Raw genomic sequence first — 13,145 nt, forward strand, 5'->3', positions numbered from 1 at the left:
GTGGAATCCCGTGTTTATATCACGTAATGTAGAACGGCCTTTTTTTCGTCAACCGTGAGCGACGGCACATCGATTCTCAAGGAATAACAATAAGATCATGCAAAGCTTTTCCCCTACATCGCGTTACCAGCAAGCCCTCAACGACGGCAGTCATCAACCCGACAACGTACAACTCGAAGCCGTGAATCGACTGGAAACCATTTTCCAGGCGCTTACAACGCCAGCACGTCCTGCGCCGCAGGAGAGTGGACTGATGGCGCGTTTTGGTAAGTTGCTGGGCAAGCGTGAGTCACCGATCAACGCGCCGGTGCGTGGTTTATATATGTGGGGCGGAGTTGGGCGCGGAAAAACCTGGCTGATGGATCTGTTCTACCATAGCCTGCCGGGCGAACGTAAACAGCGTTTGCACTTTCACCGTTTTATGCTGCGCGTGCATGAAGAGCTTACTGCCTTACAGGGGCAGAGCGATCCGCTGGAAATCATCGCCGACCGCTTTAAGGCCGAAACCGACGTGCTGTGCTTTGACGAATTTTTTGTTTCCGATATCACCGATGCCATGCTGCTCGGCGGCTTGATGAAAGCGCTGTTTGCCCGTGGCATTACGCTGGTGGCAACCTCCAATATTCCGCCTGATGAGCTATATCGCAACGGTTTGCAACGCACGCGTTTTCTTCCTGCCATTGATGCCATCAAACAGCATTGCGACATCATGAATGTTGATGCCGGCGTCGATTATCGTCTGCGTACCTTAACGCAGGCGCATTTGTGGTTGTCGCCATTGAATGAGGAAACCCGCCAGCAGATGGATAAGCTCTGGCTGGCATTAGCGGGAACCAAAGGTGAACATGCGCCAACGCTGGAGATCAATCATCGACCTATGCAAACCCTGGCTGTAGAAAATCAGACGCTGGCGGTATCGTTCACTACGCTCTGCGTCGATGCCCGGAGTCAGCATGACTACATTGCGCTGTCGCGTCTGTTTCACACGGTGCTGCTGTCTGATGTGCCGGTCATGACCCCGCTGATGGAGAGTGAAGCGCGACGCTTTATCGCATTGGTGGATGAGTTCTACGAACGCCACGTCAAGCTGGTGGTCAGTGCGGCATCACCCCTCTATGAAATTTATCAGGGTGAGCGTCTGAAGTTTGAATTTCAGCGTTGTTTGTCGCGTTTGCAGGAGATGCAAAGCGAAGAGTATCTGAAGCGGGAACATTTAGCCGGTTAAACCTGCCGCAAATCACATAAAGGGGTCGATCTTTGACCCTGACTTCTCTATAATCTTGCGACCCCACGTTACGAGAGAGTTTTTTTCCCAAAACTTTCTATGCGCCGGCATAGGCTATTCGAAGGGGTAGGTTTGCTGGACAATGTCGTGTGAACCTCAACTGACAAAACGTTTGGGTGTTCACCAACGTGTAACTTATTTATTTGGGTAAGCTTTTAATGAAAACTTTTACAGCTAAACCAGAAACCGTAAAACGCGACTGGTATGTTGTTGACGCGACCGGTAAAACTCTGGGCCGTCTGGCTTCCGAACTGGCTCTGCGCCTGCGCGGTAAGCACAAAGCGGAATACACTCCGCACGTAGATACCGGTGATTACATCATCGTTCTGAACGCTGACAAAGTTGCTGTAACCGGCAACAAGCGTACTGACAAAGTGTACTATCACCACACCGGCCACATCGGTGGTATCAAACAAGCGACCTTTGAAGAGATGATTGCTCGCCGTCCTGAGCGTGTGCTTGAAATCGCGGTTAAAGGCATGCTGCCAAAAGGCCCGCTGGGTCGTGCTATGTTCCGTAAACTGAAAGTTTACGCTGGCAACGAGCACAACCACGCGGCACAGCAACCGCAAGTTCTTGACATCTAATCGGGATTATAGGCAATGGCTGAAAATCAATACTACGGCACTGGTCGCCGCAAAAGTTCCGCAGCTCGCGTTTTCATCAAACCGGGCAGTGGTAAAATCGTAATCAACCAACGTTCTCTGGAACAGTACTTCGGTCGTGAAACTGCCCGCATGGTAGTTCGTCAGCCGCTGGAACTGGTCGACATGGTTGAGAAACTGGATCTGTACATCACTGTTAAAGGTGGTGGTATCTCTGGTCAGGCTGGTGCGATCCGTCACGGTATCACCCGCGCTCTGATGGAGTACGACGAATCCCTGCGTGGCGAACTGCGTAAAGCTGGCTTCGTTACCCGTGATGCTCGTCAGGTTGAACGTAAGAAAGTCGGTCTGCGTAAAGCACGTCGTCGTCCTCAGTTCTCCAAACGTTAATTGTACTCTGCTTCGGCAGACGACAATTTGCGAAAAAACCCGCTTCGGCGGGTTTTTTTATCGTTATTTCTCGCCTCAGAACCACGGTAATCCGCTGATTGCCACCTCTTTTTCCCCATTTCAAGAATCGACTCACCACAAAGGTCACAAAATCTGGTAAACTATCATCCAATTTTCTGCCCAAATGTCCGGTATCGTTCATTTTTTGTTTGCATTTTGAGCAGTAATGACTTTCCCGAGTTTGGGTGACATCACTTCTGGCTGGCCACTGAGTGGCTGGTAGCAGTAAAAATTCTGAATATACCTGGAGGTTTTCATGGCTGTCGCTGCCAACAAACGTTCGGTAATGACGCTGTTTTCTGGTCCTACTGACATCTATAGCCATCAGGTCCGCATTGTGCTGGCTGAGAAAGGTGTTAGTTTCGAGATTGAGCATGTGGAGAAGGACAATCCACCTCAGGATCTGATCGACCTCAACCCGAATCAGAGCGTACCGACACTGGTGGATCGTGAGCTGACCCTGTGGGAATCTCGCATCATTATGGAATACCTGGATGAGCGCTTCCCGCATCCGCCGCTGATGCCGGTTTACCCGGTTGCGCGTGGTGAAAGCCGCCTGTACATGCAGCGTATTGAAAAAGACTGGTACACGCTGATGAACGTCATCGTGAACGGTTCTGCATCTGAAGCCGAAGTCGCGCGTAAGCGTCTGCGCGAAGAACTGCTGGCAATCGCGCCAGTATTTGGCCAGAAACCTTACTTCCTGAGCGATGAGTTCAGCCTGGTAGACTGCTATCTGGCGCCGCTGCTGTGGCGTTTACCGCAGCTGGGTATTGAATTCAACGGTGCAGGTTCGAAAGAACTGAAAGGGTATATGACTCGCGTCTTCGAACGAGACTCTTTCCTGGCTTCTCTGACTGAGCCTGAACGTGAAATGCGTCTGGGCCGGGGTTAACCTGTATGGATTTGCCACAGCTAACACCACGCCGTCCGTATCTGCTGCGCGCGTTCTATGAGTGGTTGCTGGACAACCAGCTCACGCCGCATCTGGTGGTGGATGTGACGCTCCAGGACGTGCAGGTTCCAATGGAATATGCGCGTGACGGGCAAATTGTTCTGAATATTGCACCGCGTGCGGTGGGCAACCTGGAACTGGCTAACGATGAAGTGCGCTTTAACGCGCGTTTCGGTGGCGTGCCGCGTCAGGTGTCTGTGCCGTTGGCTGCCGTTCTGGCAATTTATGCACGTGAAAATGGCGCCGGTACGATGTTTGAACCGGAAGCCGCCTACGACGAAGATGTTGCCAGCTTAAATGATGACGACAACGACACGTCTGGTTTTGAGAGTGAAACGGTCATGTCGGTCATTGATGGCGATAAACCTGATAATGGCGACGACAACGATCCGGATGATACTCCGCCACCGCCTCGCGGTGGGCGTCCAGCGCTGCGCGTAGTGAAATAAGTAGTGAAATAAAAAACAGGCCCTTTGGGGCCTGTTCTGTTTTCTGGCTTTGGTATCAATAAAACAGCGCGATGGTGGCTACCATATTCACCACAAATCCTACTGCCATCGGGATTGCTGTACGTTTTACCACTTCAAAGGGCGATACGCCGGCAATACCCGATGTCACGACAATTACAGCGGTTATGGGTGACACCGCGCGGGCAAGCGTAGTGGCAAAATGCATCGGCATAATCATTACTACCGCAGGAATATGCAGCCCGGCGGCAATATCCGGAATGAGGCTGGCAAAAGACATAAACGGCGCGTTGCCTGACCCCATGACGATTGCGCAGGCGGCGATGACCACCGCCATGATGATCATCACGCCGATACCGCCAAGACCGGAATGCTCTGCGCCTTTTATTACGGCATCGACAGTCCCGATAGTCGTCAACCCTTTCGCAAAGATTTCACCCGCGACCACCAGGGTGACAACGTTGGCAAACTGCGTCCCCATGCCGTCAAAAAAAGCCTGCACATCATCCATCGTTTCGCGCAGATTATGTTTATGCAGGAATTCAACAAACATAGTCAGCGTCATGCTCATTAACATCACCACCACCAGATTCAACTCTGCTTTCATTAGCCCCATTTGTGCAAGGGCAAGCGAGCCCAGCATCAGGATCAGCGGCATCACCGGCAAAATGGCGTAATAGAGCGGGGGTTCGTTTTCCAGCGCCTTTTGTTCCGCAAATCCGTTACTTTCCGGTGCGGCTTTTTTATCAAATTGACGCTGAACGAAAAAATGCGCAATGGCGACGGCGACAATGACACACGACGCGACGGGCAACTGGTATTGAAAGAAATAGGTGGCGATTTTCATGCCCGCGACCTGCGCGGCAAAAATAGAGTTGGTTTCCAGAATGCCCCATTCAATCGACATCGAAGTGGCAATGACCGCAACAGCGGATAAACGGCTCACGCCAAGGCTAACCAGCGTTGGGAACAGCGTCACCATCAGCAACATACCTAACCCGGATGCGCTGGTAATGAACTGCGCCATGATCTGACCAATCACATAGGTGGCGGCAAGCACTACATAGGGGGAGCGGATTAGCTTGAGCGGGCGGCTTAACAGGCTAACCATCGCTCTGCTGGCCCCCATTCTGTCCATATAACGGGCATAACCGCCCACCGCCATGATTGATAACCCCAGTCCGGCCGCGCGGTTGGAGAGCATACGCAAAATTTCATTGTAAATATCGACCAGTAGATAGCCACTGCTTTTGTCGTTAGCGACCAACGCGCCGTAGCCCAGCCAGACGCCGCAGATCATCAGGAAGATCCCGGCGGCGGCCAGCACGACCTGCGGTTTGTAGTTTTTGAGGATCAGGTAACCCATCGTAAATAAAACGATGACAGAGATAATGATGCCGAACATTGTTTCACTCCATGCCAGAGAAGAAGATAAATCCGGTAATAACGCTGTTGTCAAAACGGATGTTATATTTTTCTGGGCATTTTTTATGGAGTGAATATCTTATTTTTAATTCGATGGTGTAATTATTTATCGTTATAAAATAGACGGTTATGATAAATTATCACGTTCATATTCATAATTTTCATGAAGGTATTTAACTCCATTCAATTAAAATGAGGCAGAAGATACTCGCTTAAAATAATATTGCTGTTACGTATATTATCAATAGGCCAGCCGGATCAGATCGTCCATCATTTCACCCTGCTTTCGATCCTGTGTTAGGATAAACCCGCTGTTGTTTGTCACCACGACTTAGCTGAATGGACCCTATGAACGCATTTGATTCGCAAGCTGAAGACTCTCCATCCACCATTGGCCGTAGCTTACGCAATCGCCCGTTGGCGCGTAAAAAACTGTCTGAAATGGTTGAAGAAGAACTGGAGCAGATGATTCGTCGTCGGGAATTTGGCGAGGGCGAACAGTTGCCGTCTGAGCGGGAGCTGATGGCCTTCTTTAACGTGGGCCGTCCTTCTGTACGAGAAGCGCTGGCCGCGTTAAAACGCAAAGGTCTGGTACAAATCAACAACGGCGAGCGCGCCCGCGTTTCGCGTCCTTCAGCTGATACCATCATTAGCGAGCTGTCAGGTATGGCGAAAGATTTCCTCGCACATCCCGGCGGCATTGCCCACTTCGAGCAGTTGCGACTGTTCTTTGAATCCAGCCTGGTACGATACGCCGCCGAACATGCGACAGATGAGCAAATCGACAGACTGGCTAAAGCACTGGAGATCAACAGCCAGTCGCTCGATGACAATACGTTGTTCATCCGCTCGGACGTTGATTTTCACCGTGTACTGGCTGAGATCCCGGGCAATCCTATCTTTATGGCTATCCATGTTGCGCTGTTAGATTGGCTGATTGCCGCCCGTCCGACCGTCGCCGATCAAGAGTTGTATGAGCACAACAACGTGAGTTATCAGCAGCATATCGCGATTGTAGAAGCTATTCGCCAGCGCGATCCTGAAGAAGCTGACCGCGCACTGCAAGAACATCTCAATAGCGTTTCCGCGACCTGGCACGCCTTCAGCAAAAGTAAAAAATCGCGTAAGTGATCGCGATCCTGACGATCGTTTAGTGAAGTAGATCGCACTATAAGCGTTCTCTATTGTATTGCTGCTTATTTGATCTGGTATAACAGGTATAAAGGTATGCAGTCAGATAACACTAATCATCATCAGAGGTCGTTATGGCAAGAGATTTAAAAGGCGTAATGCCAGCGTTGTTAACCCCATTCGATAACCAACAGCGACTGGACATCGAGAGTTTGCGCCGCCTGGTGCGTTTCAACATTGGTCAGGGTGTAGACGGGCTCTATGTCGGTGGCTCAACGGGTGAGGCCTTTGTCCAAAACCGCGTTGAAAGAGAGCAGGTACTGGAAATTGTTGCCGAAGAGGCAAAGGGCAAGGTGACGCTGATCGCCCACGTTGGCACGGTGAGCACCGAAGAGAGCCAACAGCTGGCGAGCGCCGCGCATCGCTACGGCTTTGATGCGGTTTCGGCCGTCACACCGTTTTACTATCCGTTTAGCTTTGAAGAGCACTGCGATCACTACCGCGCAATTATTGATTCTGCTGATGGTTTACCGATGGTGGTCTATAACATTCCGGCGCTGAGCGGCGTAAAACTGACGCTGGATCAGATCAACACGCTGGTGACGCTGCCAGGCGTTGGCGCACTGAAGCAAACTTCGGGCGATCTCTATCAGATGGAACAGATCCGCCGCGCTCATCCCGATCTGGTGCTTTATAACGGCTATGACGAAATCTTCGCTTCTGGGCTGCTCGCGGGCGCAGATGGCGGTATCGGTAGCACTTACAACATCATGGGATGGCGCTATCAGGGAATTGTGAAAGCGCTCAAAGAAGGTGACATCCGGACGGCGCAAAAGCTGCAAACCGAGTGCAATAAGGTTATCGATCTGCTTATTAAGGTTGGCGTGTTCCGCGGTCTGAAAACAGTACTGCACTATATGGATGTGGTTTCTGTTCCACTGTGCCGTAAACCCTTTGCTCCGGTAGATGAACGCTTTCTGCCGGAACTGAAAGCGCTGGCAAACCAACTGCTGGCGGAAAAGGCGTAATCACGGGTCGCCGGGGGCGCTTCGCTTGCCCGGCCTGGATTTTTCGACCGTAGGCCGGGTAAGGCAAAGCCACCACCCGGCACAACAACAAAATCATCGGGAGAGTAAAATGAGTACTTCTACCCAGAGCATCCCGTGGTATCGCCATCTCAATCGGGCACAATGGCGGGCATTTTCCGCCGCCTGGCTGGGATATTTGCTTGATGGTTTCGATTTTGTGTTAATCGCCCTGGTGCTGACAGAAGTGCAGGGCGAATTCGGATTGACGACGGTGCAGGCCGCCAGCCTGATCTCGGCCGCCTTTATCTCCCGTTGGTTTGGCGGGTTAATGCTGGGGGCAATGGGCGACCGCTACGGACGCCGCCTGGCAATGGTCACCAGCATCATTCTGTTCTCGGTGGGAACGCTGGCCTGCGGTTTCGCGCCGGGCTACACCACCATGTTTATCGCCCGCCTGGTTATCGGTATGGGAATGGCGGGTGAGTACGGCTCCAGTGCAACCTATGTTATTGAAAGTTGGCCTAAACACCTGCGAAACAAAGCCAGTGGTTTCCTGATTTCAGGCTTTTCCGTTGGTGCCGTGATCGCCGCCCAGGTCTACAGCCTGGTGGTTCCGGTCTGGGGGTGGCGTGCGCTGTTCTTCATCGGCATCCTGCCAATTATCTTCGCCCTCTGGCTGCGTAAAAATATTCCGGAAGCGGAAGACTGGAAAGAGAAACACGAAGGCAAAGCGCCAGTGCGCACGATGGTGGACATTCTCTACCGGGGCGAGCATCGGGTAATTAATATTCTGATGACGCTCGCTGCTGCCACCGCGCTGTGGTTCTGCTTTGCGGGCGACCTGCAAAATGCGGCTATTGTGGCGGTCCTGGGGCTGATATGCGCGTTTATCTTCATTAGCTTTATGGTGCAAAGCAGCGGGAAACGCTGGCCGACGGGCGTCATGCTGATGGTGGTTGTGCTGTTTGCCTTCCTGTACTCGTGGCCGATTCAGGCGCTGTTGCCAACCTATCTGAAAACCGAACTGCTGTACGATCCTTCCACGGTGGCCAGGGTGCTCTTCTTTAGCGGCTTTGGTGCGGCGGTCGGTTGTTGCGTCGGCGGTTTTCTTGGCGACTGGCTGGGCACGCGTAAAGCCTATGTCTGCAGTCTGCTGGCCTCGCAGTTGCTGATTATACCGGTATTTGCGATAGGCGGTTCAAACGTCTGGGTACTGGGTTTACTGCTGTTTTTCCAGCAAATGCTCGGCCAGGGGATCTCCGGGATCTTACCAAAACTGATTGGCGGCTATTTCGATACCGATCAGCGTGCGGCGGGACTGGGCTTCACCTATAACGTGGGCGCACTGGGCGGGGCGCTGGCACCGATCATCGGTGCGCTGATTGCCCAACGTCTGGATCTGGGTACCGCGCTGGGATCCCTCTCTTTCGGTCTGACATTTGTAGTGATCCTGCTGATTGGTCTTGATATGCCGTCCCGTGTACAGCGCTGGCTGCGTCCTGAAGCGTTGCGTACGCATGATGCCATTGATGGTCGACCGTTTAGCGGTGCCGTGCCGTTCGGTGGTGACAAAAGCACTATGGTGAAATCCAAAAGTTAATCCAATTGCCCGGTGCTGAACCGGGCAATAGCAGTAAGGGAAGAAATATGTCGTTCTTAGAGCTACAGAGCGCCACCGCGATGCATGAGGCGGCGTCATGACCACACTGGCGATTGATATTGGCGGCACCAAATTGGCTGCCGCGCTGATAGACAACAATCTGCAAGTCCGCGAGCGGCGTGAACTGCCGACGCCTGTCAGTAAAACGCCGCAAGCGCTGCGCGCCGCGTTACAAACACTGGTTGCCCCGCTACAGGGGCGTGCTAATCGGGTGGCGATCGCCTCGACGGGGATTATCCGTGAGGGGGCTTTACTGGCGCTGAATCCGCATAACCTCGGCGGATTGATGCATTTTCCGCTGACACAAACGCTGGAACAAATCACCGGCCTGCCGACGCTGGCCGTCAATGACGCACAGGCAGCGGCGTGGGCTGAGTACCATGCGCTTGGTGGTGAGTACCGCGATCTGGTGTTTATTACCGTCTCCACAGGCGTTGGCGGGGGAGTCGTCAGCGGTGGGAAACTGCTGACTGGAGTCGGCGGTCTGGCTGGGCATCTGGGACATACGCTGGCCGATCCCCATGGACCCATGTGCGGCTGCGGGCGTGTGGGCTGCGTTGAGGCGATCGCATCCGGTCGTGGAATAGCGGCGGCTGCCGAAGGCGCGCTAGCCGGATGCGACGCCAAAACTATTTTTAGCTGTGCCGGGCAGGGGGATGAGCAGGCAAGCCGGTTGATCCATCGCTCGGCGCGTACTTTGGCAAGGCTTGTTGCCGATGTGAAGGCCACGACCGATTGCCAGATTGTGGTGATTGGCGGCAGCGTTGGGCTGGCTGAAGGGTATCTGGCGCTGGTGGAACATTATCTGGCACAAGAGCCTTGGGCCTATCACGTGGAATTGCTGGCGGCGCATTACCGTCATGACGCTGGATTACTGGGGGCCGCGCTGTTGGCCCAGGGAGAATGATGATGATATCAGATGCGTTGAATTCACTGCCTTCTGCCGGATTACATCCGGTCTTGCAGCAGGCGTTAACGCTTGCCATTGCGGCGAATCCGCAGGAGAAGACGCCTGGGCGCTACACGTTGCAGGGCGAGAATATTTTTATGAATGTCATGCAATTTACAACGCAGAGCCCAGAGCATAAGAAAGCGGAGCTGCATCAGCAGTACATTGATATTCAGATGCTGTTGTCCGGCGAAGAACGGATTCTGTTCGGGATGACCGATTCTGCTCGTCACTGTGAAGAGATGCACATCGAGGATGATTATCAGCTGTGCAGCCAGATTGCCGATGAACAGGCTATGGTACTGAAGCCGGGAAAATTTGTGATTTTTATGCCGGGCGAGCCGCATAAACCGGGTTGTGTGGTGCAGACCCCGATGGACATCAAAAAGGTGGTGATCAAAGTCCGCGCCAACTTATTACAAGCTTGAGAATGAGAGACTGTGTCGGATGGCAAAGCTTACGCCATCCGACATGGAATGTAACGTCCTAGCGCTTAAACGTCACCGTTTCTGGCTGCGTCAGATGCAGTGTGGTTTGGCTTGGGACCGTCTCGGCAATGACTCGACCATGACGAATGGAATAACGGGCAGGCGTCTGGCGACGAACCGCGTCAAACCCATTTTCTGCAGGCAAAATCACCAGATTCGCAGAATTCCCCACGTTCAGACCATAGTCCTGCAGATGCAGGGTTTTCGCGCTGTGGGTGGTGACCAGGTTCAACCCATCGTTAATTTGTCCGTATCCCATCAGCTGGCACACGTGTAATCCCATATGCAGCACCTGCAGCATATTCGCAGTGCCCAGCGGGTACCACGGATCGAAGACGTCATCATGACCGAAGCAGACGTTGATCTCCGCTTCCAGCATCTCTTTGACGCGCGTAACACCACGACGCTTAGGATAAGTGTCAAAGCGCCCTTGCAGGTGAATATTCACCAGTGGATTTGCGACAAAGTTAATGCCGGACATTTTCAACAGGCGGAAAAGACGGGAAGCATACGCGCCGTTGTAGGAATGCATCGCCGTGGTATGGCTGGCGGTCACGCGCTCGCCCATATTGTAGCGATGCGCCAGCGCCGCAACGGTTTCAACAAAGCGGGATTGCTCATCATCGATTTCGTCACAGTGCACGTCGATAAGTTTGTCGTATTTTTGCGCCAGAGCGAAAATCTTATGCAGCGACTCTACGCCATATTCACGCGTGAATTCAAAGTGCGGGATCGCGCCAATGACGTCGGCGCCCAGACGCACGGCTTCCTCCAGGAGCGCTTCACCGTTGGGATAAGAAAGAATGCCTTCTTGCGGGAACGCGACAATCTGTAGCTCTACCCACGGAGCGACTTCTTGCTTCACCTCCAGCATGGCTTTTAGCGCCGTCAACGTAGGGTCGGAAACGTCAACGTGAGTACGGACATACTGGATGCCGTTGGCCATCTGCCACTTCAGGGTCTGCATGGCGCGCGCTTTGACGTCTTCGTGAGTGAGCATTGCCTTACGTTCAGCCCAGCGTTCAATCCCCTCAAACAGCGTACCAGACTGATTCCAGCTCGGCTCGCCCGCGGTTTGCGTAGTGTCCAGATGGATATGTGGCTCAACGAACGGTGGGATAGCCAGACCACCTTCAGCATCAAGCACTTCACCCTGTGGTAACGTCGCTGCGTCTTGAGGCTCAATACGGCTAAAGCGCCCGTTTTCAATCGTGATTTGCCATAACCCTTCACGTCCCTGTAAACGCGCCTGATGAATGGTGATGTTATTATTCTGCATGGCTGACCTCCGGGGATTTAGCAAGGCTGCGATTGAAAAGTGGATTCAGCAGGATATAGCTGAATACGCCGCCAAGTACGGCATTGACGGGCACGATGCCGGGAATATAGTGACCTGCGGCAATGCCCAGTGCAACGGACAGGATCGCTATCCAGTTTACGGAAATAAATTGCGCTTTGCTGAAGTCGGCATAGCGGCGATGGTTCAGCAGATAGTCGGCGATGATCACCCCGCCAATCGGGGGAATCGCTGCCGACAGAAATGTCAGCCAGCCGACAAAGTTATTGTAAAGCCACAGTGCGCACAGTGTGCCAATAATACCGTTAGCCACTGACAGCGTACGGCTGGAAAGGCCGGTAATATTGGCAAATCCCAGGCCCGATGCGTACAGCGCATTATCGTTGGTGGTCCAGATATTCAGGCCGAGAACGATGATCGCGGGCAGCAGCAGTCCCTGGGCAATCATCACGTCAGAGATATCCGCCTGTCCAACCGCAGCCGCGCCCGCAGCGCCGAAGATGAACATAAGCGAATTGCCAAGGAAAAACGCCACCATGGCGATCAGCACCGCGCCTTTGGCGTTGCGGCCAAAACGGACGAAGTCAGCGGTTAACGTCCCTGCGCTGACAAACGAGCCGACTACCAGCGCCAGTGCGGTGGAGAAATCCAGCGGCGTTTGCGGCACTATCGCTTTTAAATGCTCCAAACCGCCGACATCGCTCACTGCCAGCCAGACGGAGTAGCTGCCAAGTACGACGATGGCAGGCACGGCGATGATAGATAAAACGGTCAGCGCTGAGATGCCAAAAAAGATGGTCAGGGTCATCAACAGACCGGAAACCGCAATCAGGATATTGACGTCAATTCCCGTCGCTTTGCCAACCGGGATAGCAAACATGGCCACACCAACGCCAAACCAGCCTACCTGTGTGCCGCCTAACAGCAGAGAGGGAAGCCATGAACCTTTCACACCAAATGAGTAACGCGCCAGAAGGTGGGTTGAGAGCCCTGTTTTTGCGCCGATAAAACCGAGAAATGCAGTGTAAATACCGAGGAGAAGATTACCGAAGAGAACTGCCAGGAAGAAATCATTATAAGAAAGACCGGTACCGAGTGTGCCACCGGTCCACATACTGGCGGAAAAGAATGTGAGTCCCAACATGACAAATGTTAGTGGAACTACGCCTTTTCGCGCCGCCAGAGGGACGGGGCCCTGGCTATAATTGTTGTCTTGCGACACAACGCCTCCATGAATTTTGCCCAAAAAATCCGCCGCATAATATACAGTTCTCAACGTAAAGCAAACGTTTTCGTCTGGTTTTTACATGGTTATTATTCATGATGTTGATCTGTTTGGGGTGTTAAGGTTATTTGCCCTGTTTACTAAACGTGTTGTCAGACTGGCTTAATCGGCAGGTTTGGC

The 13,145-nt window shown here is 52.9% G+C and carries 13 protein-coding genes; 10 read left to right on the forward strand and 3 right to left on the reverse strand.

What is annotated here, in order from left to right; all coding sequences use genetic code 11:
* The first annotated feature begins 97 nt into the window (after positions 1 to 97).
* The 5 genes from zapE (at position 98) to sspB (ending at position 3,744) form a co-directional block, all read left to right on the forward strand.
* Positions 98 to 1,225, forward strand: coding sequence for a cell division protein ZapE (gene zapE, locus OGY17_RS00285; protein WP_032945144.1), 1,128 nt, complete (start codon positions 98 to 100; stop codon positions 1,223 to 1,225).
* A 218-nt stretch (positions 1,226 to 1,443) separates the two neighbouring features.
* Positions 1,444 to 1,872, forward strand: coding sequence for a 50S ribosomal protein L13 (gene rplM / locus OGY17_RS00290; RefSeq protein WP_003025141.1), 429 nt, complete (start codon positions 1,444 to 1,446; stop codon positions 1,870 to 1,872).
* A 15-nt stretch (positions 1,873 to 1,887) separates the two neighbouring features.
* Positions 1,888 to 2,280, forward strand: coding sequence for a 30S ribosomal protein S9 (gene rpsI / locus OGY17_RS00295; RefSeq protein ID WP_003025138.1), 393 nt, complete (start codon positions 1,888 to 1,890; stop codon positions 2,278 to 2,280).
* A 316-nt stretch (positions 2,281 to 2,596) separates the two neighbouring features.
* Positions 2,597 to 3,235, forward strand: a complete 639-nt coding sequence (gene sspA, locus OGY17_RS00300) for a stringent starvation protein SspA (protein ID WP_003025132.1) — start codon at positions 2,597 to 2,599, stop codon at positions 3,233 to 3,235.
* 5 nt (positions 3,236 to 3,240) lie between these two features.
* Positions 3,241 to 3,744 carry a ClpXP protease specificity-enhancing factor gene (gene sspB, locus OGY17_RS00305; protein WP_032945142.1) on the forward strand — a complete coding sequence of 168 codons (504 nt, stop codon included), beginning with the start codon at positions 3,241 to 3,243 and terminating at the stop codon, positions 3,742 to 3,744.
* Positions 3,745 to 3,799: 55 nt separating this feature from the next.
* Here the strand turns inward: sspB and dcuC are convergent, their stop codons facing one another.
* A complete protein-coding gene (gene dcuC, locus OGY17_RS00310; protein ID WP_032945140.1) occupies positions 3,800 to 5,167 on the reverse strand; it encodes an anaerobic C4-dicarboxylate transporter DcuC in 1,368 nt (455 codons plus the stop codon).
* Between the two features lie 359 nt (positions 5,168 to 5,526).
* On the opposite strand from dcuC, the gene nanR reads away from it, so the two are divergent.
* From nanR to nanQ, 5 genes are all read left to right on the forward strand, one after another.
* Positions 5,527 to 6,318, forward strand: coding sequence for a transcriptional regulator NanR (nanR, locus tag OGY17_RS00315; RefSeq protein ID WP_032945138.1), 792 nt, complete (start codon positions 5,527 to 5,529; stop codon positions 6,316 to 6,318).
* Between the two features lie 134 nt (positions 6,319 to 6,452).
* Complete coding sequence (gene nanA, locus OGY17_RS00320) at positions 6,453 to 7,346, forward strand: N-acetylneuraminate lyase (RefSeq protein WP_032945137.1); 894 nt, start codon at positions 6,453 to 6,455, stop codon at positions 7,344 to 7,346.
* Positions 7,347 to 7,455: 109 nt separating this feature from the next.
* A complete protein-coding gene (locus OGY17_RS00325; RefSeq protein ID WP_032945135.1) occupies positions 7,456 to 8,946 on the forward strand; it encodes an MFS transporter in 1,491 nt (496 codons plus the stop codon).
* Between the two features lie 97 nt (positions 8,947 to 9,043).
* Positions 9,044 to 9,913, forward strand: coding sequence for an N-acetylmannosamine kinase (nanK, locus tag OGY17_RS00330; protein ID WP_032945133.1), 870 nt, complete (start codon positions 9,044 to 9,046; stop codon positions 9,911 to 9,913).
* 2 nt (positions 9,914 to 9,915) lie between these two features.
* A complete protein-coding gene (nanQ, locus tag OGY17_RS00335) occupies positions 9,916 to 10,383 on the forward strand; it encodes an N-acetylneuraminate anomerase (protein ID WP_032945519.1) in 468 nt (155 codons plus the stop codon).
* Positions 10,384 to 10,441: 58 nt separating this feature from the next.
* Here nanQ and OGY17_RS00340 read toward each other — a convergent pair whose 3' ends face one another.
* Both OGY17_RS00340 and codB read right to left on the reverse strand, forming a co-directional pair.
* On the reverse strand, positions 10,442 to 11,722 hold the full coding sequence (locus OGY17_RS00340; protein ID WP_032945132.1) for a cytosine deaminase: 1,281 nt from the start codon (positions 11,720 to 11,722) through the stop codon (positions 10,442 to 10,444).
* Positions 11,712 to 12,962 carry a cytosine permease gene (gene codB / locus OGY17_RS00345; protein WP_032945130.1) on the reverse strand — a complete coding sequence of 417 codons (1,251 nt, stop codon included), beginning with the start codon at positions 12,960 to 12,962 and terminating at the stop codon, positions 11,712 to 11,714. The genes OGY17_RS00340 and codB overlap by 11 nt, the downstream gene beginning before the upstream one ends.
* Between the last annotated feature and the right edge of the window lie 183 nt (positions 12,963 to 13,145).

This window comes from Citrobacter sp. Cpo126, from assembly GCF_030332445.1.
GTDB lineage: Bacteria > Pseudomonadota > Gammaproteobacteria > Enterobacterales > Enterobacteriaceae > Citrobacter > Citrobacter portucalensis.

Excerpts from the sequence above, each read along its gene's own strand:
- zapE (WP_032945144.1), top strand. The coding sequence starts at position 98 with ATGCAAAGCTTTTCCCCTACATCGCGTTACCAGCAAGCCCTCAACGAC.
- rplM (WP_003025141.1), top strand. The coding sequence starts at position 1,444 with ATGAAAACTTTTACAGCTAAACCAGAAACCGTAAAACGCGACTGGTAT.
- rpsI (WP_003025138.1), top strand. The coding sequence starts at position 1,888 with ATGGCTGAAAATCAATACTACGGCACTGGTCGCCGCAAAAGTTCCGCA.
- sspA (WP_003025132.1), top strand. The coding sequence starts at position 2,597 with ATGGCTGTCGCTGCCAACAAACGTTCGGTAATGACGCTGTTTTCTGGT.
- sspB (WP_032945142.1), top strand. The coding sequence starts at position 3,241 with ATGGATTTGCCACAGCTAACACCACGCCGTCCGTATCTGCTGCGCGCG.
- dcuC (WP_032945140.1), bottom strand. The coding sequence starts at position 5,167 with ATGTTCGGCATCATTATCTCTGTCATCGTTTTATTTACGATGGGTTAC.
- nanR (WP_032945138.1), top strand. The coding sequence starts at position 5,527 with ATGGACCCTATGAACGCATTTGATTCGCAAGCTGAAGACTCTCCATCC.
- nanA (WP_032945137.1), top strand. The coding sequence starts at position 6,453 with ATGGCAAGAGATTTAAAAGGCGTAATGCCAGCGTTGTTAACCCCATTC.
- OGY17_RS00325 (WP_032945135.1), top strand. The coding sequence starts at position 7,456 with ATGAGTACTTCTACCCAGAGCATCCCGTGGTATCGCCATCTCAATCGG.
- nanK (WP_032945133.1), top strand. The coding sequence starts at position 9,044 with ATGACCACACTGGCGATTGATATTGGCGGCACCAAATTGGCTGCCGCG.
- nanQ (WP_032945519.1), top strand. The coding sequence starts at position 9,916 with ATGATATCAGATGCGTTGAATTCACTGCCTTCTGCCGGATTACATCCG.
- OGY17_RS00340 (WP_032945132.1), bottom strand. The coding sequence starts at position 11,722 with ATGCAGAATAATAACATCACCATTCATCAGGCGCGTTTACAGGGACGT.